The organism is Criblamydia sequanensis CRIB-18 (genome assembly GCF_000750955.1).
Lineage (GTDB): Bacteria > Chlamydiota > Chlamydiia > Chlamydiales > Criblamydiaceae > Criblamydia > Criblamydia sequanensis.
Genome location: NZ_CCEJ010000003.1, coordinates 85,325 through 106,573 on the forward strand (window position 1 = coordinate 85,325; position 21,249 = coordinate 106,573).

19 protein-coding genes are annotated in these 21,249 nt (G+C 37.5%); 15 read left to right on the forward strand and 4 right to left on the reverse strand.

Translation table 11 applies throughout. The features are described 5' to 3' along the window. From glgB to CSEC_RS02250, 8 genes are all read left to right on the forward strand, one after another. The gene (gene glgB / locus CSEC_RS02215; protein WP_041016798.1) at positions 1 to 1,917 is read left to right on the forward strand and encodes a 1,4-alpha-glucan branching protein GlgB; all 1,917 of its coding nucleotides are present in this window, start codon (positions 1 to 3) and stop codon (positions 1,915 to 1,917) included. Positions 1,918 to 1,999: 82 nt separating this feature from the next. Continuing rightward, positions 2,000 to 2,401: a hypothetical protein gene (locus CSEC_RS02220; RefSeq protein WP_041016799.1), complete on the forward strand. Its 402-nt coding sequence runs from the start codon at positions 2,000 to 2,002 to the stop codon at positions 2,399 to 2,401. Positions 2,402 to 2,441: 40 nt separating this feature from the next. Further along, the gene (locus CSEC_RS02225) at positions 2,442 to 3,020 is read left to right on the forward strand and encodes a 2-C-methyl-D-erythritol 2,4-cyclodiphosphate synthase (RefSeq protein ID WP_041016800.1); all 579 of its coding nucleotides are present in this window, start codon (positions 2,442 to 2,444) and stop codon (positions 3,018 to 3,020) included. Beyond that, a complete protein-coding gene (locus tag CSEC_RS02230; RefSeq protein ID WP_041016801.1) occupies positions 3,021 to 3,389 on the forward strand; it encodes a DUF488 domain-containing protein in 369 nt (122 codons plus the stop codon). After that, complete coding sequence (locus CSEC_RS02235) at positions 3,379 to 4,275, forward strand: hypothetical protein (protein ID WP_041016802.1); 897 nt, start codon at positions 3,379 to 3,381, stop codon at positions 4,273 to 4,275. Before CSEC_RS02230 ends, CSEC_RS02235 begins: the two co-directional genes overlap by 11 nt. Next, positions 4,276 to 5,559 carry a hypothetical protein gene (locus tag CSEC_RS02240; protein WP_041016803.1) on the forward strand — a complete coding sequence of 428 codons (1,284 nt, stop codon included), beginning with the start codon at positions 4,276 to 4,278 and terminating at the stop codon, positions 5,557 to 5,559. Between the two features lie 86 nt (positions 5,560 to 5,645). Further along, on the forward strand, positions 5,646 to 7,592 hold the full coding sequence (locus CSEC_RS02245) for a hypothetical protein (RefSeq protein WP_041016804.1): 1,947 nt from the start codon (positions 5,646 to 5,648) through the stop codon (positions 7,590 to 7,592). Between the two features lie 135 nt (positions 7,593 to 7,727). Then, positions 7,728 to 8,453, forward strand: coding sequence for an adenylate kinase (locus tag CSEC_RS02250; RefSeq protein ID WP_079977949.1), 726 nt, complete (start codon positions 7,728 to 7,730; stop codon positions 8,451 to 8,453). 455 nt (positions 8,454 to 8,908) lie between these two features. Here the strand turns inward: CSEC_RS02250 and CSEC_RS02255 are convergent, their stop codons facing one another. Next, positions 8,909 to 9,982: a calcium/sodium antiporter gene (locus CSEC_RS02255; protein ID WP_041016805.1), complete on the reverse strand. Its 1,074-nt coding sequence runs from the start codon at positions 9,980 to 9,982 to the stop codon at positions 8,909 to 8,911. A 757-nt stretch (positions 9,983 to 10,739) separates the two neighbouring features. After that, positions 10,740 to 11,765, reverse strand: a complete 1,026-nt coding sequence (locus tag CSEC_RS02260) for a hypothetical protein (protein ID WP_041016806.1) — start codon at positions 11,763 to 11,765, stop codon at positions 10,740 to 10,742. A gap of 116 nt (positions 11,766 to 11,881) precedes the next feature. On the opposite strand from CSEC_RS02260, the gene CSEC_RS02265 reads away from it, so the two are divergent. From CSEC_RS02265 to CSEC_RS02280, 4 genes are all read left to right on the forward strand, one after another. Then, positions 11,882 to 13,060 (forward strand): hypothetical protein, encoded by a 1,179-nt coding sequence (locus tag CSEC_RS02265; protein ID WP_041016807.1) that lies wholly within the window; start codon positions 11,882 to 11,884, stop codon positions 13,058 to 13,060. Between the two features lie 120 nt (positions 13,061 to 13,180). Continuing rightward, positions 13,181 to 14,410 carry a DNA-directed RNA polymerase subunit alpha C-terminal domain-containing protein gene (locus CSEC_RS02270; RefSeq protein ID WP_041016808.1) on the forward strand — a complete coding sequence of 410 codons (1,230 nt, stop codon included), beginning with the start codon at positions 13,181 to 13,183 and terminating at the stop codon, positions 14,408 to 14,410. A gap of 433 nt (positions 14,411 to 14,843) precedes the next feature. Beyond that, positions 14,844 to 15,278, forward strand: coding sequence for a large-conductance mechanosensitive channel protein MscL (mscL, locus tag CSEC_RS02275; protein WP_041017215.1), 435 nt, complete (start codon positions 14,844 to 14,846; stop codon positions 15,276 to 15,278). Between the two features lie 14 nt (positions 15,279 to 15,292). Further along, complete coding sequence (locus CSEC_RS02280; protein WP_041016809.1) at positions 15,293 to 15,970, forward strand: uracil-DNA glycosylase; 678 nt, start codon at positions 15,293 to 15,295, stop codon at positions 15,968 to 15,970. Here the strand turns inward: CSEC_RS02280 and CSEC_RS02285 are convergent. Then, the gene (locus tag CSEC_RS02285; protein WP_154017601.1) at positions 15,963 to 16,337 is read right to left on the reverse strand and encodes a DUF4383 domain-containing protein; all 375 of its coding nucleotides are present in this window, start codon (positions 16,335 to 16,337) and stop codon (positions 15,963 to 15,965) included. The two genes, CSEC_RS02280 and CSEC_RS02285, sit on opposite strands and share 8 nt — an antisense overlap. 84 nt (positions 16,338 to 16,421) lie before the next feature. On the opposite strand from CSEC_RS02285, the gene CSEC_RS02290 reads away from it, so the two are divergent. The 3 genes from CSEC_RS02290 (at position 16,422) to rlmN (ending at position 20,641) form a co-directional block, all read left to right on the forward strand. Then, positions 16,422 to 16,877 carry a hypothetical protein gene (locus CSEC_RS02290; protein ID WP_041016811.1) on the forward strand — a complete coding sequence of 152 codons (456 nt, stop codon included), beginning with the start codon at positions 16,422 to 16,424 and terminating at the stop codon, positions 16,875 to 16,877. A 172-nt stretch (positions 16,878 to 17,049) separates the two neighbouring features. Continuing rightward, on the forward strand, positions 17,050 to 19,314 hold the full coding sequence (locus tag CSEC_RS02295; protein ID WP_237559197.1) for a Tex family protein: 2,265 nt from the start codon (positions 17,050 to 17,052) through the stop codon (positions 19,312 to 19,314). Between the two features lie 196 nt (positions 19,315 to 19,510). After that, positions 19,511 to 20,641 (forward strand): dual-specificity RNA methyltransferase RlmN, encoded by a 1,131-nt coding sequence (gene rlmN, locus CSEC_RS02300; protein ID WP_053331699.1) that lies wholly within the window; start codon positions 19,511 to 19,513, stop codon positions 20,639 to 20,641. A 36-nt stretch (positions 20,642 to 20,677) separates the two neighbouring features. On the opposite strand, the gene CSEC_RS12520 is transcribed toward rlmN, so the two are convergent. Next, a complete protein-coding gene (locus CSEC_RS12520) occupies positions 20,678 to 21,166 on the reverse strand; it encodes a hypothetical protein (protein WP_053331700.1) in 489 nt (162 codons plus the stop codon). Between the last annotated feature and the right edge of the window lie 83 nt (positions 21,167 to 21,249).

Here is a 21,249-nt window from a genome sequence, read left to right on the forward strand (position 1 = left end):
ATGAGTCAAAGAACCCTTGCCGCGTCTCTTTTTACAGAAGATGACATTTATTTATTTAAAGAGGGAAAGCATTTTAGGCTCTATGAAAAATTAGGGGCCCATCAAATGCGTTTTGGAGGCGTTTTGGGAACATATTTTGCTGTTTGGGCGCCTAATGCTGAAACAGTTTCTGTGGTCGGGGATTTCAACGGCTGGGATCCGACCCGCCATCATTTATTTCCAAGATGGGATAGCTCAGGAATTTTTGAGGGATTCATTCCGGAAGTTGGCAATGGGGCTCTCTATAAATATTTTATTATCTCAAAAGCGAACGGGATCATTTTAGAAAAGGGAGACCCTTTTGGTTTCAGATGGGAAGTCCCTCCAAGAACCGCCTCTATTGTTTGGGATTTAAAATATGAATGGGATGAAAAGGATTGGGAAGCTGAAAGAAAAGCTAAAAACAATCTATCGGCCCCTTTTTCTGTGTATGAAATGCACTACGGCTCTTGGGCTCGCGTGGTTGAAGATCATAATAGACCCTTAACCTACAGGGAAATGGCTGAAAAACTCCCGGAATACCTTCATGAGATGGGATTTACCCATGTCGAGTTTATGCCTTTAATGGAGCATCCTTTTTTAGGCTCTTGGGGCTATCAGAAAGTCGGATATTTTGCGCCTAGCAGTCGATATGGCACACCTCAAGATTTTATGTTTCTCATCGAAACGCTTCATCAAAAAAATATTGGTGTGATTTTAGATTGGGTTCCCTCTCATTTTCCATCCGATGGGCACGGGCTTGCTTTTTTTGATGGGACGCATCTTTTTGAACACGCCGACAAAAGACAAGGTTTTCATCCCGATTGGCAAAGCTATATTTTTAATTATGGAAGAAATGAGGTTAAGAGTTTTTTAATCTCAAGCGCTCTTTTTTGGTGTGACAAATATCATATCGATGGTCTTCGAGTCGATGCGGTAGCTTCCATGCTCTATCTTGATTACTCAAGAAAAAGAGGGGAGTGGATTCCTAATGCTTTTGGCGGAAATGAGAACCTGGAGGCGATTCATTTTTTGAAAGACCTTAATAGTGCAGTTTATGGTTTCAATTCATCCCTACAGATGATTGCGGAAGAATCTACCGCTTGGCCCATGGTGTCAAGGCCTGTTTACCTTGGTGGTTTAGGGTTTGGCATGAAATGGAATATGGGTTGGATGCATGACACCCTTGTTTACTTTTCAAAAGACCCGGTCTACCGTAAGTTTCATCAAGGGGATCTTTTGTTCAGCATGCTTTATGCTTATAATGAAAATTTCATGCTTTCCATATCTCACGATGAAGTGGTGCACGGCAAACAATCTCTTTTAAGTAAAATGCCGGGCGATGACTGGCAAAAATTTGCTAATGTCCGTTTACTTATTGGGTATATGTATGCGCATCCCGGAAAAAAATTGCTTTTCATGGGCGCTGAAATCGGGCAATGGTCCGAGTGGAATCATGATCATAGTTTGGATTGGCACCTTTTATCCTATGAAAGACACGAAAAGCTTCAGAAATTTGTAAAAGATATCAATCATCTTTACATTAGGGAGAAGGCCATGCATGAGCTAGATTTTACCCCTGATGGATTTGAATGGTTGGATTTCAGTGATAGCGATAAGAGTGTGATCAGTTTTTATCGTAAAGGAACCTCGCCGCAAGACGAGCTTTTATTTGTCTTTAATTTTACACCCTCGACCCATGAAAACTATAGGCTTGGAGTTAAGCGGAAAGGCACTTATAGTGAAATTCTAAATAGCGATTCGACGTTTTATGGGGGATCGGATAAAGGTAATTTTGGTAAGATTGAGACAAGGCCGATCTCTTGCCATGGAAGGGATCATAGTATAGGCCTTACCTTGCCTCCTCTTGGTTTCCTTTGTTTAAAGCCTGAAACTTGAGGCTTATTAACCTAATTGAAATTAAATTTGAAAAAGCCTAAGATCCTTAAGTTTTAAAATAGTAAATATAAGGCTTAGCAAAATGACGTCATTGATCGGGGATACTACGACAAGTTTACAAGGATTAGATCAACATGTGCTTTCTTTAGAGATGAGAGATCTCTCTAAAAAAAATTGGGTGAACGAAAGATCTAGTGATTATAAAACAAACTTTTACATGAAAAATGGGACTCTCAATCTTTATCTAAAAAGTGGAGGAGGGTTTGCAAAGCCCTATAAAGCCTTTCTTTTTAAAGAAGATCAAGACGCGACTTTTGATTATACCCTTTTAATTAAAGACTTGCTTGAAATAAGCGAAGCAAGACTTCCAACGATAGTATCCATCCCGATAAAATCTTATGTGGAAACAGGAAGCAAAGTTAAATTTTTAATGCTAGGCCAAGGGCCTATGGCAACGATCTTGGGCAGCTTTGAGGTCGATTAACAACAGGAAATAAAAATGAGTCGCCCCTATAAAATTGGCTATGGCTACGACAGACAGCCACCGTTTTTTAACAGCCGAAGAAAAAAAAATAGTAGAAAGTAAAGACGTTCATGAAGAGGAAACAGAGTTTTATTCCAAAGATAAAAAGCTTGTGATCGGCGGTGTCACTTTAGAAGAAAGCGAACAAAAAAAATATGGCCCTTTTAAGGCTAGAAGCGATGGCGATGTCCTTTATCATTCAGTTGTCAATGCTCTCCTTTCTGCTTTAGGAGACAAAAAAGCAAGGGATATTGGAACTCTTTTTCCAAATACCGATAAAGCCAATTCCAATCGTAATAGCTCAGATTTTTTAAAAGCGGCATCAGAGCTTATTCAAGCTTCAAACTATGAGCTTGCCGACCTTAAAGTGATGGTGAAAGGAAAACCTCGCCTTGATTGGCAGTTGGTTGAAAAAAATTTATTAAATTATTTTAAATCTCAAAAATTAACGCCTGACATCCATGTTCAAGCCACAAGCGGGGAAGAAATGGATGGGGCCGGAAAAGGCCTTGGGGTTGAAGTCTTTGCTGTTTGCCTTCTTCAGCTAAAAACTTTAGATCAGAGTAAATTCCTAGCATAAATGAATATCAAATTGAAAAGAGCTTACGATCCTCCTTCGAAAGAAGATGGCTTTAGAATTTTAGTGGATAGGCTTTGGCCAAGAGGCATCAAAAAAGAAGACTTAAAAATTGACTTTTGGATTAAAGAGATCGCTCCCTCAAATGAGCTTAGAAGGTGGTTTGCCCATGACAAAGGCAAATGGAAAGAGTTTCAAAAAAGGTATGATGAGGAGCTCAAAGAAAAAAAGCACGCTGTAGAAGAGATTGATAAGGAAATTCAAAATAAAGGGACTGTCACTTTAGTTTATGGCTCAAAAGAGCCGCTCTATAATAATGCTGTCTTTTTGAAAAAATATTTAGAAAAAAAAGGTAAAAAGAATGTTTTCTAAAAAAATCCTTTTTTTCTTAGGGCTTTTCTTAGCTATAACCCTTTCTTATTTTTTCATTTTAAATGATGATTTTTCAAGCTTAAGGCCTATTAAAGGAGATCTTAATCGTATATCTTCTTTTGAGGCTGATAAAATCAATCAAACCTTAAGTCAGCCGTTCTACTATTTTTCAGAAGGGGGCCAGTCGATTGTTTTTGTAAGTAAAGATAACCAAACGATTTTAAAGCTGTTAAAATATAAAAATTTCAACCCCTCCAACCTTATAAAAATCTTACCCGATTTTCTTTTTAAAAATTTTAAAGCCAATCATATAAAAAAAAGACAGGAAAGGCTTCAAAGCGTTCTTCTTGGGCATCAAATAGCTTTTGAAGAGCATCGATTGGAAAGCGGTCTCATCCATGTGCAGCTTAAACCCTCGAATCAATTTAAACAGATCGAGGTGCATGATAAAAGGGGAATAAAACGAACGATCGATGTAAATCAATATGCCTTCATTTTGCAAAAGAAGGCGGAAGTTTTTAGCTCCGTGATGGAAAATCTTTTAAAGCAAGGTAAAATGAGTGAAGCTAAAACTTGGATTGATAAACTTTTTACCCTCTATCTATCTGAATACCAAAAGGGAATTTATGATCTCGATCATGGCATTATGCATAATATTGGCTGTGTGAACCATGATATCATCCACCTGGACGTTGGAAGTTTTATCAAAGATGAGAAAATGAAAGCCCCGGAATACCATAAAAACGATTTAATTAAAGTGACTCGTAAAGTCTATCAGTGGCTCAATAAATACTATCCAAGTTATAAGGATGAGCTTGTTTTAAAATTGGAAGAAAAATTACAGCAGCACTTAAATGAACCCGTTTCACTAAAAGAAGTCCCGTAAATGCTCTATAAAAAACTGATTTTAAGCTTAATTTTTTTAGGCGCTTGTTATATCGCGGATCCTTTATTTGGCGAAACACGAGAGTGCGACAATATTTTTTTCTCCAAAGCTTATTCTGAGTATGCAAGTCAGCTAAAGCAATTTGTGAGATCCCACCCCTTTTATGAATCTTTAGAACCCCTTGAAAAAACTCCTTTTAATCAAGAGGCCCTAAAACTGATACAACTAATAGATGGGCCTTTAACAGATCCTAAACGCCAATTTCATGAAAGTTTTGTCAGATCGCTTCGAAACCTTGCGAGCTTGGAGTTTCAAGAAAATGCTCTTTCTTATTCTTTCTTTCAGGATCTTTTGAGATGGATTTATCTAAAGGCTGATCTTAAAAAAGAGTTTCATGAGTTTATAGCAAGCTATCTTGTTGATCACCCTAATCTTTTAGAAGCGATAAAAATCACTTATAATAAAATTAAAGCGCATTCCAATTTTAAAAAATTGGGCCATAATTCCAAAATCGAAGACCAATTTTTTTATGGCAACCTTCCTTTTTTTGTAGCGGAGCTTTCAAATTCCTCTAAAACAAAGCTTTTCCGCTTAGGAAACCCATCACATAACGATCCTTCCTTTTTTGGAACAACGTATTCGGTGCTTCCTGAATTTAGAGCCTTTATAGCTTTTGGTCAAAATCACCTTTATATCAATCTGATGAAACGGGTAAAGACTGAAAAATTTCTTGCTCTGCCGCTTGAAAAATTATCTCAGGAAAGTCCCAATTTTTTTATGGCGACCCTGGATAAGGATTCTTCCTTTTATTGGCAAAAGGCAAAACAGTTTCCCGAAAAAATGGATTTTAAAAATTTTAAAAATCTATTTTTAGATGAGATGCTGGCAAAAGAAGGCAATTTCTTTTTTTCGAGCCAATTTAGAATTGAAGAAAAACGAGATCAGCTTGAAAGCCTCATCAATAAAGCCCATAAAACCTTTTTTTCGGCCCGACCTCATTTAAACCGAGAAGAAAGACAAGCCCTTATCGAGCTTACCTATCTAAACCTGATAGACTATTTATTGGAACTTTCAAACCCGGCTTCTATGAATATTACTTGCCGGCAAGGAATGGATAGAGGTCCGTCTTTGATGCTGCTCTTTGCATATCAAAAAAAACTAATTGATAAACAGGAACTTATCGCACTTCTTTTAGCCTCGCCTATTATTATTCATAATAGGCCAAGCCATGAATCTAGGATAGATCGTTTCTTGCTAAGTGCCAAGTATCTAAACCAATTTTAGACTTCTTCCTAAGGTCCATTCAAAAGAAGTCTAGTTTACAAAATTGCCATTCTTCGTTAGACCTTTTTTAAAAGGAGGCTTTCGCTATGACAGTTTATAATCCAACACAAGTGCCCTTTATCCCCGGCGGAGAGGAACAAAATTCTCATAACCCCCCTGTTAATACTCTGCAAAGTAAAATGAGAAGGAAGCTAAAAAGGGGAGAGTCCGCTCGCAATTGTTCACGGTTTCGAAAGAAAAACGAATCCGATGAGACATGCGAAACTATCGCAAGCTCCATCACTCCGATTCTTAAACAAGAACCTCAAGAAGCTCCAAAAACAGACCCTAAAAGGTTTAAGGAATCCCTTAATCGAGTCCTCTCTAAAGGTGTTCTTCCTATAGCGCAAGTAGCGGAAAGACAAGAGGTTAAAGAACCGGGCCCAGAAAGGGCTAAAAGCCTTCCTCTGGGTTCAAGGGGACGTCCTTTGGTTACCCTAGACGATATAGAAAAATTTAGAAATCGTAAATCAACTCTCTTGCCATCATTTAATGCAACGGGTAAAAAAGATGAAGATTTAGCGACTGTTTCTTTTGAGGATAACAGCGCTTTAAAAAAGGGAGAAAAAATGATGACTTCAACTTTCGATGTGGCCAAAGCTCTTCAGGCTCAATACTCTGCCTTCAACCCTTCTGCCGAAATTGTCGGCGAAGTGGACCAAAAAGCTCAGGAACTAAAGGAACCTAATTTTGAAGAAATAAAACTTGCTGAATTTAAAAAAATTATAAATTTCTTTGAAACCCATAGGGAGCAATTATTTCCTTCCTCCCTAACCGAAACAGAAACCTATAAAGATTTTGCCGACATGGCGATGACAGAAGAGCCAAAAAGAGCTCTTCCTCTAAAAGCTAAAGTGCGATCAATTATCGAATCCGACCCAGAAGCTCTTCAACAATTAGAGAAAGTGACTACTATTTGCCATTTAAAGATGTTTAAAGCTCAAAAAGAACAAAGAGAGCTTAACGAAAAAGAAATCAGCGACATCACACAAGCTCTATCGGAATTGGATGCTTATTACGGCATAGCAGAATCTGAAGAAGATAAAGCTTTTAGAGAAAAAACAAGTTTCCTTGCAAACAACGTTCCTTATTTTATCCAATTGAGCAAGCAATTTGTGACCTCTCTTGATACTTTCCAATATCAAAAAGACTTGGAAGAATTCGAAGAAGGTTTTAGAGCTGCTTTTCAAGCTAATATCGCTAATCTTTTTAATGAGAAAGCTGCCAACAGCAAAGGAAAAGCCGCCGCCCTTGCTGCAAAAGCTCTTCCTGATATGAAGAATTTAACTTTAGAACAGTGCTATGACCAGACACAACTTTATCTTCTTGGAATTACTTTAAGAGTAGAAGAAGAAAGAGAAGAGTTTAATGAACAGGAAATAAGCGCTTTTAAAGAAGCTTTTGAAGCTTTAATTGCAAAAGTTGAAAGCCTTGTTAAAATGGATGAACTTAATGCCGCTAGATTATCTGCTGATGCAAGCCTTGCAGAAACAGAAAAAGCTCAAGCGGAAAAAAGAGAAAAGCATACTAAAAAATTAGCAGCTCTTGCAGAAGAAGTAGAAACTAAATCTAAAGAATTAAGCGCTTTTAATTCAAGAACCGCGGAATGCCGTGAAAAAGATGCGGAACTAAAAGAAGCGATTGAAAATCTAGAGGCTGCAAAAAAAGAAGCTTTCACGCTAGCAGAAAGTACGCTTAAAAATAAGGGCGATAAAGTAAATGACAAAGGTGCTTCTATGAAAGAAACGCTTGATAAAACTATTGAGAGCCAAAAAGAAGCTCAAAGCAATTATGAAGGCTTTATCAAAGAAAATTTTACCCCAAAATCGTTCGAACTTGGAAAAGGCAGCCAAGAAGCGTTAGACAGCTTAAAAGTTCTTAATGAAAATCTTGAAGGACTCATGTCTTTCTATTTTTCTTTTGCCGATCACATGGAATTTAGAATCAAGCACGAGAAGAAATCTTCCGGCATCTGGTCCTACTTGGGTTGGTAAAAAAATTTCTAAAAGTTCACTAGCCGATAAGTATCGGCTAAAGAGTGCTTTCTTCTTAAAGCAAATTCTTCAATCTGATATCCTTTATTTTTCGAAAGAAGTCTAATATTAACTTTACGTGACTTGGAAGCTGCTATGCACCTTTTATTAAGCGGGCTCACATTAGCCTTTGTTTTTTGTTCTGCTTTTTTACTCGCCGTTGATGAAGAGGCGGAAGAGCCTCAAGTGATTATCCTTCTTGGACCGCCGGGTTCAGGAAAAGGGACTCAAGCTAAACGGATAGCAGAGTCTTTAAAAATTCCCCATATCTCAACAGGGGATTTATTTCGCGAAAACTTAAAAGCCGGAACACCGCTTGGCGTCAAAGCAAAAGGTTATATGGAGTCCGGGAAACTAGTTCCGGACGAGCTCGTTTTAGACATGTTAATGGATCGTGTCCATAAGCCGGATGCTAAAAGAGGGTTTTTATTAGATGGTTTTCCAAGGTCGATCCCTCAAGCGGAAGCTTTAAAAAAACATTTAGGCAGACTGACCCCTATTGTCATTAATCTTGAAGTTAGTGATGAGACGGTCATTAAAAGGATTGAGGGCAGACTTTCCTGTCCTAATTGCGGAGCCATTTATAATAAATACTTCTCTCCCAGTAAATCCGGAAAATTATGTGAAAGTTGCCAAGGGGAGCTTAATCAAAGATCCGATGACCGATATGAAGTAGTCGTAGAACGCTTAAAGCAATACCATAATCAAACCGAACCCTTGATCGACTTTTACTCAAAAGATAAAATTTTATTTTCAATACCTGGAGAAAGGGACCCTGAAGTTATTTATAAAGAGATCATGAATAAAATCAGAAACCGCTAGTTTTTTTCCTAAAACCCGTGATGGCACTCACGGGTTTACTAAATACCTGTCCAATCCATTAGAATTCTTTTGAAACTCCAATCAAAGCGACATTCGAAAGAAGTCTATTAAAGATCCTCATATGTCTTTTCAAAAGTGTTTCAAGGAAGCTTTGGAAGCAAGTTTAGCTACTTTCGGAAAGTTATAACTTTGAAATAATAAATTTTTAATTTGGATTATTTAAAAGACTTTTGATCCACTCTTCTTAATTGAAATTTAAATTTTAAAAAAAAGATGCTTTCCTGGAATTAAAGGGAAACTTCATCTAATGAGGTAATTAAATATTAGACTTCTTACGAAACTCGATTCAAATGATAAATTTCAGAGTGAAGAAAAAATTTTTATTGGGGATCTTTGACCAGTCCGGAGGGTCAATTTTATCAAAATAGGTTGAAAGAGCCAAAGCAATTCACAGATTAGTTTGAGCGAATGGATCGGTAAACTATCACTAAGAGAGTAAGAATTGTCAGGGGGATCGTAAACAACATTGCTATACCAACCATTGGTAATACCTCATGTTGTTTCGCATCTAAAATCAGGTAGGTAATGTAAGCTACATAATAAAATAGAAACAGGAATCCTTCCCATTTTGAGATTTTGTAATCGGTAAAAAAAATCGGCAGGCAAGCTATACTTGCTGCAATCGCAACCGGCAAATCAAATCTCAAAACTGAGGGCGCAACCGTTATCCCCGCGGGCGCAATCAAGCCGGCTAGCCCAATTACTCCCAAGATGTTAAAAATGCAACTTCCAACCACATTTCCAATCGCTATATCTCTCTGTCCGCGAATTGTGGCTACAATCGAAGTTGCAACTTCCGGAAGAGATGTGCCAATAGATACAATAGTCAATCCAATTATTAATTCGCTAACACCTAAAATTCTTGCCAGAGTCACTGCATTATCCACCATTAATTCCGCACCACTAATGCAAAAAATCAAACCGATCGTAATGAGCCCTAGTTGTTTTATGATTGCCAAGGTGGAACTAGATTTCACGTTGCAAGAAGGACTCTCGCTCATGCCACTCTTAGAAGAATTCTCTTGCAGGCTTTTACGAATAATAAACCAATTATACAAAGTAAAGCCTGTTAATAATAATAACCCCTCATATCGGTCGATTATACCATCAATACTAAGCCATAAAAAAATCAGATTACTTCCGATCATAATTGGCACATCTAGTCTAATCAGCTGTTTTGTGACTACCAAAGGAGCCACAACGGCACATGCGCCGAGGATAAAAAGCACATTGAATATATTGCTGCCTATGCAATTGCCCACAACTAAATCCGAATGATTAGTCAAAGCTCCCTTTATGCTAACTACAAATTCAGGGGCACTCGTTCCAAAGGATACGATCGTCAAGCCAATTACTAGAGGGGACACTCCAACCATAGCAGCTAATCGCGATGCTCCCAGCACTAGCAATTCTGCCCCGATCACCATCGCTGCCAAAGCCATAAACATCAAAGCTAAAATCAATAGCATGGTTTTGTCTCAAGGAGTTTTTGAACTACTGCAATTAAGAACCCTATCATAATAAATCGAGTGCCAACGACAATACAGACACAGTTATTGTCGTTCAATCCAAGCCATGGATACACCCCCAAGAATAGCCAATTTGCCATTCAGGTAAGTTATAAGTGGCTTGATAGACCGACTCGCGTCATAAATATAGCATTGCAATGAAATATCGAGTTGCAAGGATTGCTAAACATTGTTCTATCGGGTCTTTCAAACAAAGTAAAGGATCTTATTTCGAATGGTCAAAACAAGAATCGTGTCTTAATGCTATTTTGAACATGCAACTTAAATAGGAAAGTGGCAAAAGGGCTTTCAAATGCAATGCTACAATATCATCTATTTCCTTACTAATTAAATATAAGCTTCACTTTAACCGGTAATCAAAGTTGCATGGAACCTTAGCCCGAGGCTAAAGAATTTTTGTCATATCTTTGCAAACTGAGAGCTTGTTTAATATTTTGCTGATCTTATGAATAGGTAGAAAGCTTTCTCTAGGACGTTAATTTTGGTAGAGCTTACTCCTTGTTTATTGATTTTTTAAATTTTATCAATAGTTTTTTAAATCGAGATCCCTCTTATATCCACAAAATTGACAATCAATACATGCGGATTTTTAAAATGCCAGACTTGCAAAATGAATTAAATTGTCACTTTTATTAAACTTGTGATTGCGCCCCTAATCCGTGACCAATCGCGGGTTAAAGTTCATTCATTTTAGAAGCTATTCTTTTTTAAACGACGCAATGTATTCTTTTAACATAGGCTTAGAGTAGATTTCGTTATAGCGCAGGTCTTTAACAGTATTTAAGCCGAATTTTTCAAGTTTTTTACGTATTTTAGCAAAAAGAGAGCTTCTTAAAGTATCTTCAGTGAGTTCTTCTTGTGATGCGTAATCTTTTCCTTCCTCTATCAATCCAATCTCTTTAAAGTCATTCAAATGCCAAATAGATAACTTGGCAAGACCCTCTTGTATTGGGGCGTCATCACTTAGAGATTCAATAGTGGAGTCATCTATTTTTGTAAAAACAGAAGCAAGCCTTAAATCAAGCTGAAGAAAGAGTCCTGTAGATTTCTCATTTTTACTTTTTGGGGCGCCAAGGGCAAGGTTAAGAAATTTGATCCAGCTTTCTTTAAAGAAACTGAGTTCGTTGACAAGATCGCTTCGTAAACTAAGCCAGGCAATTTGTAAGGATTTTTCAATAAGAAAAAGATTTTTTTTGGCCGGAAAACCGGCCTCTTGCAAATTTTGCTTAATATTTTGCAAGTACTCGCGAGTTAAGCTTTTGAGTTCTATATTTTGAATGCTGTTTTCCAACTCTTTCAGCTTCAAAAAATAAGAATCAAGCTCAAGGGACTGCTCTTTTGAAAATCTTGAAATCAAATGTTGGACCGGTTCACCCTCAGCCCCTTTTTTAAGCAATAAAAAGAAAGACTCATCATCCTTTAAAAGATCTTTGAAAGTAGTTAAGGGCAAACGGATAAGTAAAGAATTTGATTTTAAAAATAAGGGAGAGGAAAAAAAGTTCTTACTTCTAAAAATGAGACTGAAGTCCCCTTGAGTTAACGCTTCCCCTAGGACCTCAAGGTCTTTTTCGGAAAGCTCTTTTAATAGAAAAAGAAGAACTTTTTGAAGATCTCCATCGCTAAGATTTTCTTTCTCTTGTTTAAAAGAGGAGATATCAAGAGTTGAAAACTTATTTAAAACATTAGAGGGGGGAGTTTTTTTTTCTCTTTTTTTATCCTTCATTTCTTTCGTCGCCTACAAGTTCTCTTCTTTTTTTTTATTATGGCTAAAGATAAAGATAGAGGACAAGTAAGTATGTGCATCCGGAATGAATTTTACCATCAGAGTGTTGTAAATTTATGGGGGAGAAAGAATTAGAGCATCATTTTTTATTAGGGTCAACCTCCTGGACGGTGCGCGCTTTAAACAAAGATAAGAAAGGAGCCCTGGCCATAGAGGCCAATTCCAAATACGGGCAGGTTTTCTTTATAAAAGATGAAAATGAAAAAACCGCCTTCCAGGAAATTAAATCTCTCGTAGAGGGGAAAAAAAAACTATTAAAAGTATTTGCAAGCCCCGATATTGATCTTGACCTTATTCGTCATTCAAAAGCTTATTCTCAAGAAGAATCCTCTCTTATTTTGCCGATTTTTCAAAATGACCTCAAGGGTTCCTCCCTTTCAGACAACCTACGGGGAGTTTCTCACCATGATTTAAATAAAATAATGCATTATGAACAGGTGTCAGCGCTTCTTGAGATCGCGGAATACTACGGAAATTATCTAGAAACTTATTCAAAAGAAATTAAGCCTGAATCCTTTGAGAAATATGAATTTGAATGGCGTTTAAAAGACGTTTATCATGAAACTTCATCAGCTTTATTAAAAGCCTCCTTAAAAGAAGAAAAAAAGCTTGTGTTTGCTTACTCTGATTTAGACGCTTATTCTAAAGATTTGATTGAGAATGAGAAAAAGCTTTTGTTTCAGAGAAACATTTTGGCTGAGAAACTCAAAGAAATAAAAGCATCTCTTGTCTTTTTAGTTCAATCCTTAACCGCATTAAATGAGAAAGATCCCAATTTATTAAAATTGGCGAGATCGGCGAATTTTCTTTTAATGCTTTTAGAAGAAAAAAATTTTATCTCCGAAGATAAAATCTTAAAGTGGATTTCCTTCGATCTTATTTTGCTTTTTTGGGCTAAGGATTTAGAAATGACTGTCCTAGACTGTCAATTCAATCAAAAAAATGAAGGCTTTTTAGCTTTTCTTCTAGATATTTCATTTATTAGCCTTAAGGATTTATTTTCTATAGACGAGCTTGCAGCTTTTGTATTTTCAATAAATGGCAAAGAAACTGAATCTCTGAGGAAAATAAAAGCTATTTTACAATTACATTTCTTTACCGCTTTAAGAGAGTCTTTAAACTACTATCCCACTCATGAAAATAAAACTTTGGAGTTATTAGATCCCGAGTTTTCTTATCTTATAAATAAGGAAAATGAAGAACAGGCTTATAGCCTCCTGAGCCATTTTTACTAAAAAAAGCAAAAATCATTAAAAGAAGCTTTAAATAAATTCTTAAACAATTTCTAATAAGTATTGAGTTGATTTTTCTCAAAACCTTGTAAAAAAACCGTATTTAAACAAATTAAGAAGACCGTGCCTATTATCAAGAAATTAAAACGCCATTTGGAAGAATTTGTTTCAAGCGAACTCACGCCTTTGTCCGATCAAGGACTTAAGCCGGGAGTTCATCCGTATGCTCATTTAAGACCTCAAGGCCTAGAAAAAAATAGCTCAGACAGATCCTCATTTGAGGAAACGTATAAGACTTCCTATTCTCATGGATTAGAGCAGATCTACGCCCTTGAGACGGTCGATGTCAAATCTATTCGAGTTCTTGGAAGCTCTTCAGAAAAAGAAAATCTGCAGATAGAACCTTTAGTTGAGTATTCAGATTTCGATCTTGAAAATCAGTTGGAATTTCCTTTTAAGGAAGGCCAAAGCTCTCTTGATTCTTTTCTTCTAAACGAGCCTTTAAGCGTTCTTGGTTTTTCAAAGCACACTGAAAATAATCTTAGACGCCTTGAAAAAAATCGAATTCAAGACCTTCTTAAAATTGATTTAAGGTCTTTGACCCATGTTAAAGGCATGGGACAAGGCCATATCGATGAGATACGGGAGCGTTTAAATCAATATATAGCTGGCAAACCTCTATATGGATGCAAGTTTATCGATTTCGAATCTTGGGTCAAGACCCTGCTTCCTGAAAACGAAAAGAAAAAGGTTTTTATCGTTCTTGATTATTTTGATTTGAGCCATTTGATTTCCCTTTCGCCTTTTGAAAGCGTAGAATTAAGAAAGTTAACCGTTGAAAAAAAGCAAGAGTGGCTAGAAGACGGCCTTGATGGTTTTAGAACTGATGAGAAAAAAAGATATTTCGAAGACACATTTAAACATGTTTTAGAGTCGCTCATTGTGCCATGGATGCGACAAAGGCAAGGAATGGTTTATGGCTATGAGCTTGAAGAGCGTTTTGAGAAGCTCTCTTTAAATCGTAGCTCTTTTAAAAAAGCATGGGCCTTTTTTCAAAAAATTTATCAGGAGAAAGGAAACCTTATCGATTCCTTTTTACCCAATAGCAAAGGATTATATTTTGCTGATCGGAAAATTCATGAAAATTTTGAGCTTGTAAATCAAAAAGCGCTTTCATATTTTTATAGTCAAGAAGCTGAATATCCCTTCAATCAGCTTGTGGATTATATTTTAAAAGAGTTTGCTTGCAGATGGCAGGGCTTTAAAGAGGGTTTTGTCGCAAAAGCTGTTCGATCTTCACCAAGTCTTGAATTCAAAAAGGAAAAAGGCATCCTTTTATCTTATCTCAAATAAATGCTTCTTACTTTTTTATCCTTAAAAACCAATCAGCAATATGTTATAAAATAAATATTTTACAAATCCCATCTTGGGTAACCTCTTCACTTTCAAAAAAAAATCAAGAAGCAGAAGTTCAATATAACCACTTGCTTTGAAGTATTTTAAGAAAATTTCAAAATTTTGAAATCGCAACTTGAATAATTAATAGCAATAACTAATACTTTTTTCTCAAAAGTAGATCAATTTTGAAATTGTTTGAAAAAAAGTAAGAGGATTGTCTGCTTTGGGGATTTGTGAAAAACAAAAAAAATATTTTTTATTTTTACTTTATAATTAAAGAGATAAAGTTTTTTACAAGAATTCCTCAATTATACCTTGATTTCAACATGATTAAATTATAAAAAAAAAACTTTTCTTGATACATGATACCATGATTTTTGAGGAAGAAATGTCATTTGTCAGCGTTTTAAAAGAATTTAAGGAATTTGCGATGCGTGGAAGCGTTGTTGATCTTGCGGTCGGTATCATTATTGGTGCTGCGTTTAGTCAAATAGCAGACTCACTAGTTACAGATATCCTAACTCCTCCGATCGGCCTTATGCTAGGAGGTGTTGATTTTTCAAGCCTTGCCCTGACAATCAAGGAAGGGGGAAATGCAGAACCCTCTGTTTCCATCAGATATGGGGTCTTTTTGAATCATGTCATCAACTTTTTAATTATCTCCTGGGCAGTTTTCATTCTTGTAAAAGGGATGAATTCGTGGAGACGGAGAGAAAAAGAAAACCGAAAAACAATAAAATGCCCCGAGTGTCAGATGGAGATTCCTGGCAACGCCAAAAAATGCGGTCATTGCTGGTCTGAATTCAAGAAGGCCGCCTTTTAATCGAAGGGTATCTTTTGGATAAGCTTTCCCAATTTGAAGAAACTATTCCAAGTTGCAGGCTTTGCCCAAGGCTTGTAACTTTTCGAGAGAAAGTCGTCCCAAAACCTAAATTTGAAGATGAAACGTATTGGAGAAAACCGGTTCCTGGGTTTGGTGATACAAAAGGGTGGCTTCTGATTTTGGGTCTTGCGCCTGCCCCTCACGGCGGAAATAGGACGGGCCGTCTTTTTACAGGCGATCTCTCAGCAAAGTTTTTAATAAACGCTCTTTATGAAACCGGTTTTGCCAATCAAAGAACGTCTGAATATAGAAACGATGGTCTTATTTTGACAGGCTGTTTTATGACAGCTGTGGTTAAATGTGTGCCTCCGAATAACAAACCTTTGCCAAAAGAAGTCTTGGTCTGCAGCTCGACTTATCTTCACAAAGAAATCTCTTTATTAAAAAACTTAAAAGCCGTCTTGTGTCTTGGCCATTTGGCTTATGATGCTTACTTCTCCTACATGAGAACAATAGGGGAGTTTAAAAAAGTCCCTTTTAAATTCGGCTTAAAAGTTTCCTTTGATGCTTATCCGAAGCTTTATGCCTCCTACCACCCAAGCCCTCAAAATACAAATACGGGCAAGTTAAAATCAGAAGATTTTATTCACCTCTTGGAAAGAATCAAAAGCGATCGTAAAACGCTCATTTAGAAGCGGGCTCAAGAAAACTAACTAATATAAATAAACACCCGATGAGTGTGTGAAAGAAGTTTCCCTGAAAGCTGTTGGCCATAAATCCAAGCAAGGGGTAGCCGAAGTGAAGAAGGCCAAGCACTCCCATAAACAAATAGACAAAACCAAAAATTCGAAAAAAAGCAAAAGGGACCTTATCACCGCTATAACTTGCGGCGGCGGCGGCTAAAGCTGTAAAAAGATGGAAAAAATTTAGAGGGGGATTCACGGCCATCCATCCAAAAAGCCGACCGTCTATTACTGCGTAAGGAACAAAGCTAAAAAGGGCAAGAAAGAGAAAGGAAATAGCAGTGACAAGAGATAAAATCCTTAGTGTAAATGACATAAGCTTTGACTTGTTTTGGGTTGAAGGTTCTTTTTTAAGAAAACTATAACCATGATATAATATCAAGTAATCAAGGAGGCCGCCATGAATGGTTTACCTTCTTTTATCTTAAAGATGTTCCTCCCCTTGGCATTATTTTTCTTACCGATACATGGATTTGATCTTAACGCTTTCACAATTGAACCGGTAAAGATCAAAAAAAGAGGGGAGCCTGCCGCAACATCTGTTAATCAATCGTTTGACCCGCAGCTTGGATTTGCCGATTGCGTCAAATACATGGGGTATCGCCCGATTGGCCTTGACCGTTACGCTATGCGTTTTTTTAACTCTTGCGCAGAGAGGGTCAATATTAATATTTGCGTTCTAAAAGATGATGGCTCAACCAAGCTCTACCGCAGCATAAGAAGAGTTCCGGTAGCAGGTAATATGGATATTTATACACTTCCGGGAGATGCTCCTCCAAGATCGATTAAGATGGCTTATGGGTACTCTTTGCCTGCCATCCCAAGGCCTTGCACCCCTGATAGCCCGACCGGTTAACTAACCTTAAGCTGAAAGACTGAACATCTGACAGTTTAGGTTAGGCCAAGGAAGGTTTAAAGCCTTCCTGCGCAAACAAAACCTTTTTCAATAAGTGTTTGGAAAAGGTTTTGTTTTTTTTTAATTCTTGTTAAAATTATCGATATTTTTTCTCAAAACTTGGGTTTGCAAAATGGCTTTTGAATTAGAGACTGTTGAAAAAAAAATGATAGAAGAACTCTCTTCTGAACTTAAAATCTCGAAAATTTCTTTCGCATCGGTTCTTAAACTGCTTAAGGAAGGCAACACCATTCCTTTTATCGCACGTTATAGGAAGGAAGCGACCGGAAATTTAGACGAGGTCGTCATACGGGCAATTGACGAGAAAAGCCGCTATTTTATGGAAGTCGAGGAAAGAAGAAAAACTATCCTTGAGTCTATTGAAGGGCAAGGAAAACTAACAGAAGAGTTAAAAAAAGCCATCCTGGAATGTAAAACTAAAAATGGCCTTGAGGACCTTTACTTGCCTTATAAACCCAAGAGAAGAACAAGGGCCATGATTGCAAGGGAAAAGGGGCTGCTTGGTCTTGCGATGAGAATTTGGGAGCTTCCTAATGAAGGCCATCCTTTAAAGGAAGCGGAAAGCTATATTTCGGTAGAAAATGAAGTGGATAGCGCTGAAAAAGCACTTTCTCTTGCAAGAGACATTGTTGCAGAGCTTTTTTCTGAACTTCCACTCTTAAGAGAGGAGCTGAGGCAGTTCTTTTTTGACACAGGAGTGGTTTCTTCTAAAATTATCGAAGGAAAAGAACAGGAAGGAATCAAATTTAAAGATTATTATGACTTTAAAGAAAAAGTTTCCAAAATTCCCTCTCACCGCTTTTTAGCTATTCGAAGGGGAGAAAAAGAAAATATCTTGGATTATAACATTCTTATAGAAGAGGAAGAAATTTTTAATAAAATGCTTAATCTTCAAAAGTGGCATTTAAAATCCCCGTTTTCTGAAGAATATCGGCAAGCTGCTAAGGATGGCTTTAAGCGGTTAATGATGCCGGGTATTGAAACGGATGTAAGAGTTGAATTAAAACAAAAATCAGATAGGGCAGCGGTTGATGTTTTTGCCGAGAATTTGAAGCATTTGCTTATGTCTTCGCCTTTTGGTAGCAAAAAAGTGCTTGGGATTGATCCGGGACTAAGGACTGGCTGTAAATTGGTTGCAATCGATGCGACGGGCGCTTTTTTAGAGAATGAGACGCTTTATTTGACCCAAGGCGAAGAAGCTAAAAAAAGAGCCAAGCTAACTCTTCTTAAATTTATAAAACAATATGAACCTGAAGCGATTGCCATAGGCAATGGAACTGCCGGAAGGGAGACCGAAACTTTTGTCAAAGAGGTCTTAGCACAAAACAATCTTAAAGACATTATTGTGGTTTCGGTTAATGAATCCGGGGCAAGTGTTTATAGCGCCTCTGAAAATGCTAGAGAAGAGTTTCCTGATCTTGATTTGACAGTCAGGGGAAGCATATCCATTGGAAGAAGGCTTCAAGACCCGCTTGCTGAACTTGTTAAAATCGATCCGAAAGCGATTGGTGTCGGTCAATACCAGCATGATGTTTTTCAACCGTTGCTTCAAGAACAACTTTCCCATGTCGTTGAATCATGCGTGAATAAAGTTGGTGTCGAGTTAAATACTGCAAGTGTCGAGTTATTGTCTTACGTCTCGGGAATAGGCCCTTCCATGGCAAAAAAAATAGTCAGCCACAGAACGGCTCAAGGGGCATTTAAATCTAGAACCGACTTATTGAAAATTTCCGGATTCGGGCAAAAAACTTTTGAGCAGGCAGCCGGGTTCTTAAGGATTCATGGCGGCAATAACCCCCTTGATGCTTCTCAAGTTCATCCTGAAAGATATGACGTTGTGGAAGCCATTGCAAAAGACTTAAATGTCCCTTTAACAAACTTAATTGGCAATGACAAGCTTTTAACCCAAATTAATTTAAAGAAATTTATTAATAAAGATCTTGGTGAGCTCACCCTTTTAGATATCATCGAAGAATTAAAAAAGCCGGGACGCGACCCAAGAAACGCTTTTGAAAGACCAATTTTTAGAGATGATATTTTAGAAATGAAAGATTTAAAACCCGGAATGATTCTTGAAGGTATCGTTACAAACGTGACTGAGTTTGGGGCTTTTGTGGATATTGGCGTTCACCAAGACGGTTTAGTCCACGTCTCTCATCTTTCGGACCGATTTATCAAAAATCCAAGGGAGGTGGTTACTCCGGGTCAAAAAGTAAAAGTAAAAGTCCTCGAGGTCGATATTCCAAGAAAAAGAATCTCTTTAACTTGCAGGTTAAATGAGAGGGAAGCTCCTGCTACCCCAAAAAACACTAAGGATGCAAAAGCTGCAAAACCGGGAGGAAAACCCTTTTTTAAGTCCCCTTTTGATAGTTTGTAAAGTTAATATATAAATTATTTTAAAAATTAACTTTAGTTAATTACTTTTATGTATTATACTAGTAAACTTCTTCTTTCTAAACTCGTCTTTGATTGGAAAAATGGGCAGATGCCAATAACAGCTTTTTTAACCCTTGAATGGAGTTTTCGAAAGAAGTCTAATGTTTTTAGGATTGTGATTTTATTAAAGGAATAAAATGAAGCGTCTTGCTTTTGATTTAGAAGAAAAAGAGTGGATGGATTGGCTTTTGCAAAGAGGGGAAAAGCCTTTCAGGTCAAAACAAATTAGAGAATGGCTTTTTCAAAAAGATGAGAATGACCCTCTTCTTTTTACAAATCTTCATTTGCCTTTAAGGGAAGCTCTCAAAGCTGATTTTGATTTTGATCTGCCTGTTGTTGACGCTCGTCTGGAGTCAAAGGACGGCTCTGAAAAATTTCTTTTACTTTCGAAAGACAATCAGCTTTTTGAAATGGTGATCATGCCTTCAGACCATCGCATCACCCTTTGCGTCAGTAGTCAAGTAGGGTGTAGAATGGGATGCACTTTCTGCCAGACTGGAAAATTGGGCTTTAAGCGAAATTTAACCCGGGGCGAGATTTTATCCCAAATTATCTTGGCAAATCGAAGGCTTAAAGAGAAAGGGCTTGAGCGAAAAGTTACGAATGTAGTTTTTATGGGTATGGGAGAGCCTTTAGACAATTATGAAGAAGTGGTCGCTGCTTGTAAAACTTTAATTGCGAAAGACGCATTTCATCTTTCAAAATCAAAAGTGACCATCTCCACTTCGGGACTTGTTCCTGAAATTGAGCGTTTAGGCAAAGATTTGCCTGTCAGGCTTGCTATTTCCCTTCATCAAACAAATGATGAAAAACGATCCGAGATCATGCCGATAAATAGACGCTACCCGCTGCCTGTTTTAAAAGAAGCCCTCCTGAATTACCCAGCGCCTGATCGTTTAGGAATTACTTTTGAATATGTGATGATTAAGGGAGTCAATGACTCCCTTCTCGATGCGAAAAGGCTCGTTCATTTTCTCCATGGCATAAAGGCAAAGGTCAATCTGATCCCGATGAATCGATTCCCGGGAAGCTCAATGACAACTGCCGAAGAAGAGGCGGTAGAACAATTTCAAAGGTACCTTAGCGAAAGGTCCATCCCTGCGCCTGTTCGCTATAGCAGAGCGCAAGATGTCAGCGGAGCTTGCGGCCAGCTTGCCGCTAAAAAACAAAATGAACTAGATATGGACCCAAGGGTTTTGGCAAAAGAGAGAAGAATCGAAGATAAATTTGCCAAGACAACTTTTGGGCAAAAAAAATCGCTTGAATAGGAATTTTAACGAAGGGCTATTCAAGCGAGGTAAATTCTACCAGTTGGTATTAGATCTTTGCTGGTTAGGCATTTGTCTAAAATTGCCGCTCGAATTCATCTGATTCGTGCCGCTATTTTGGTTCATATTAGATCCGGAATTAGGTCCGTAGCCATTTAAACGGCCGCTTTCATGGAGTTGATCTCTTGCTTCTCTCCAGGATTGACGAAGCTCATCTCTATTGATAGGAGCCGTTCTTACATTTATTTGGGTTTTTGGTGTGACAGCCGGTTTCTCATTTTCGTAACCTTGATCACCATCATCTTCGTCATCCACCTCGAATTCTTCTTCTTCAACGTCAATTTCATCCGGAGTTTCTTCTTCTGTTTCAATCTCGATCACTTGAGGGGCTTTTCTAGCCTCTCCGGGGACTGTATTTTCAGGAAGTACAGTGGTTGTTTTATGATCTTTAAGTTCAGTTCTTTGTTCGCAAGATACAAAACTTAAAGCCATGGCAAGTAAAGCCAAAGAAGTCAATTTTTTCATATAAGCTCCTTAGATTCAAAAAAATTTGCCCTCACATCAAAGAAAGAGAGGCCTTTAAATACAAGTTTACTTTCAAATTGACC

Excerpts from the sequence above, each read along its gene's own strand:
- glgB (WP_041016798.1), top strand. The coding sequence starts at position 1 with ATGAGTCAAAGAACCCTTGCCGCGTCTCTTTTTACAGAAGATGACATT.
- CSEC_RS02220 (WP_041016799.1), top strand. The coding sequence starts at position 2,000 with ATGACGTCATTGATCGGGGATACTACGACAAGTTTACAAGGATTAGAT.
- CSEC_RS02225 (WP_041016800.1), top strand. The coding sequence starts at position 2,442 with ATGGCTACGACAGACAGCCACCGTTTTTTAACAGCCGAAGAAAAAAAA.
- CSEC_RS02230 (WP_041016801.1), top strand. The coding sequence starts at position 3,021 with ATGAATATCAAATTGAAAAGAGCTTACGATCCTCCTTCGAAAGAAGAT.
- CSEC_RS02235 (WP_041016802.1), top strand. The coding sequence starts at position 3,379 with ATGTTTTCTAAAAAAATCCTTTTTTTCTTAGGGCTTTTCTTAGCTATA.
- CSEC_RS02240 (WP_041016803.1), top strand. The coding sequence starts at position 4,276 with ATGCTCTATAAAAAACTGATTTTAAGCTTAATTTTTTTAGGCGCTTGT.
- CSEC_RS02245 (WP_041016804.1), top strand. The coding sequence starts at position 5,646 with ATGACAGTTTATAATCCAACACAAGTGCCCTTTATCCCCGGCGGAGAG.
- CSEC_RS02250 (WP_079977949.1), top strand. The coding sequence starts at position 7,728 with ATGCACCTTTTATTAAGCGGGCTCACATTAGCCTTTGTTTTTTGTTCT.
- CSEC_RS02255 (WP_041016805.1), bottom strand. The coding sequence starts at position 9,982 with ATGCTATTGATTTTAGCTTTGATGTTTATGGCTTTGGCAGCGATGGTG.
- CSEC_RS02260 (WP_041016806.1), bottom strand. The coding sequence starts at position 11,765 with ATGAAGGATAAAAAAAGAGAAAAAAAAACTCCCCCCTCTAATGTTTTA.
- CSEC_RS02265 (WP_041016807.1), top strand. The coding sequence starts at position 11,882 with ATGGGGGAGAAAGAATTAGAGCATCATTTTTTATTAGGGTCAACCTCC.
- mscL (WP_041017215.1), top strand. The coding sequence starts at position 14,844 with ATGTCATTTGTCAGCGTTTTAAAAGAATTTAAGGAATTTGCGATGCGT.
- CSEC_RS02285 (WP_154017601.1), bottom strand. The coding sequence starts at position 16,337 with ATGTCATTTACACTAAGGATTTTATCTCTTGTCACTGCTATTTCCTTT.
- CSEC_RS02290 (WP_041016811.1), top strand. The coding sequence starts at position 16,422 with ATGAATGGTTTACCTTCTTTTATCTTAAAGATGTTCCTCCCCTTGGCA.
- CSEC_RS02295 (WP_237559197.1), top strand. The coding sequence starts at position 17,050 with ATGGCTTTTGAATTAGAGACTGTTGAAAAAAAAATGATAGAAGAACTC.
- rlmN (WP_053331699.1), top strand. The coding sequence starts at position 19,511 with ATGAAGCGTCTTGCTTTTGATTTAGAAGAAAAAGAGTGGATGGATTGG.
- CSEC_RS12520 (WP_053331700.1), bottom strand. The coding sequence starts at position 21,166 with ATGAAAAAATTGACTTCTTTGGCTTTACTTGCCATGGCTTTAAGTTTT.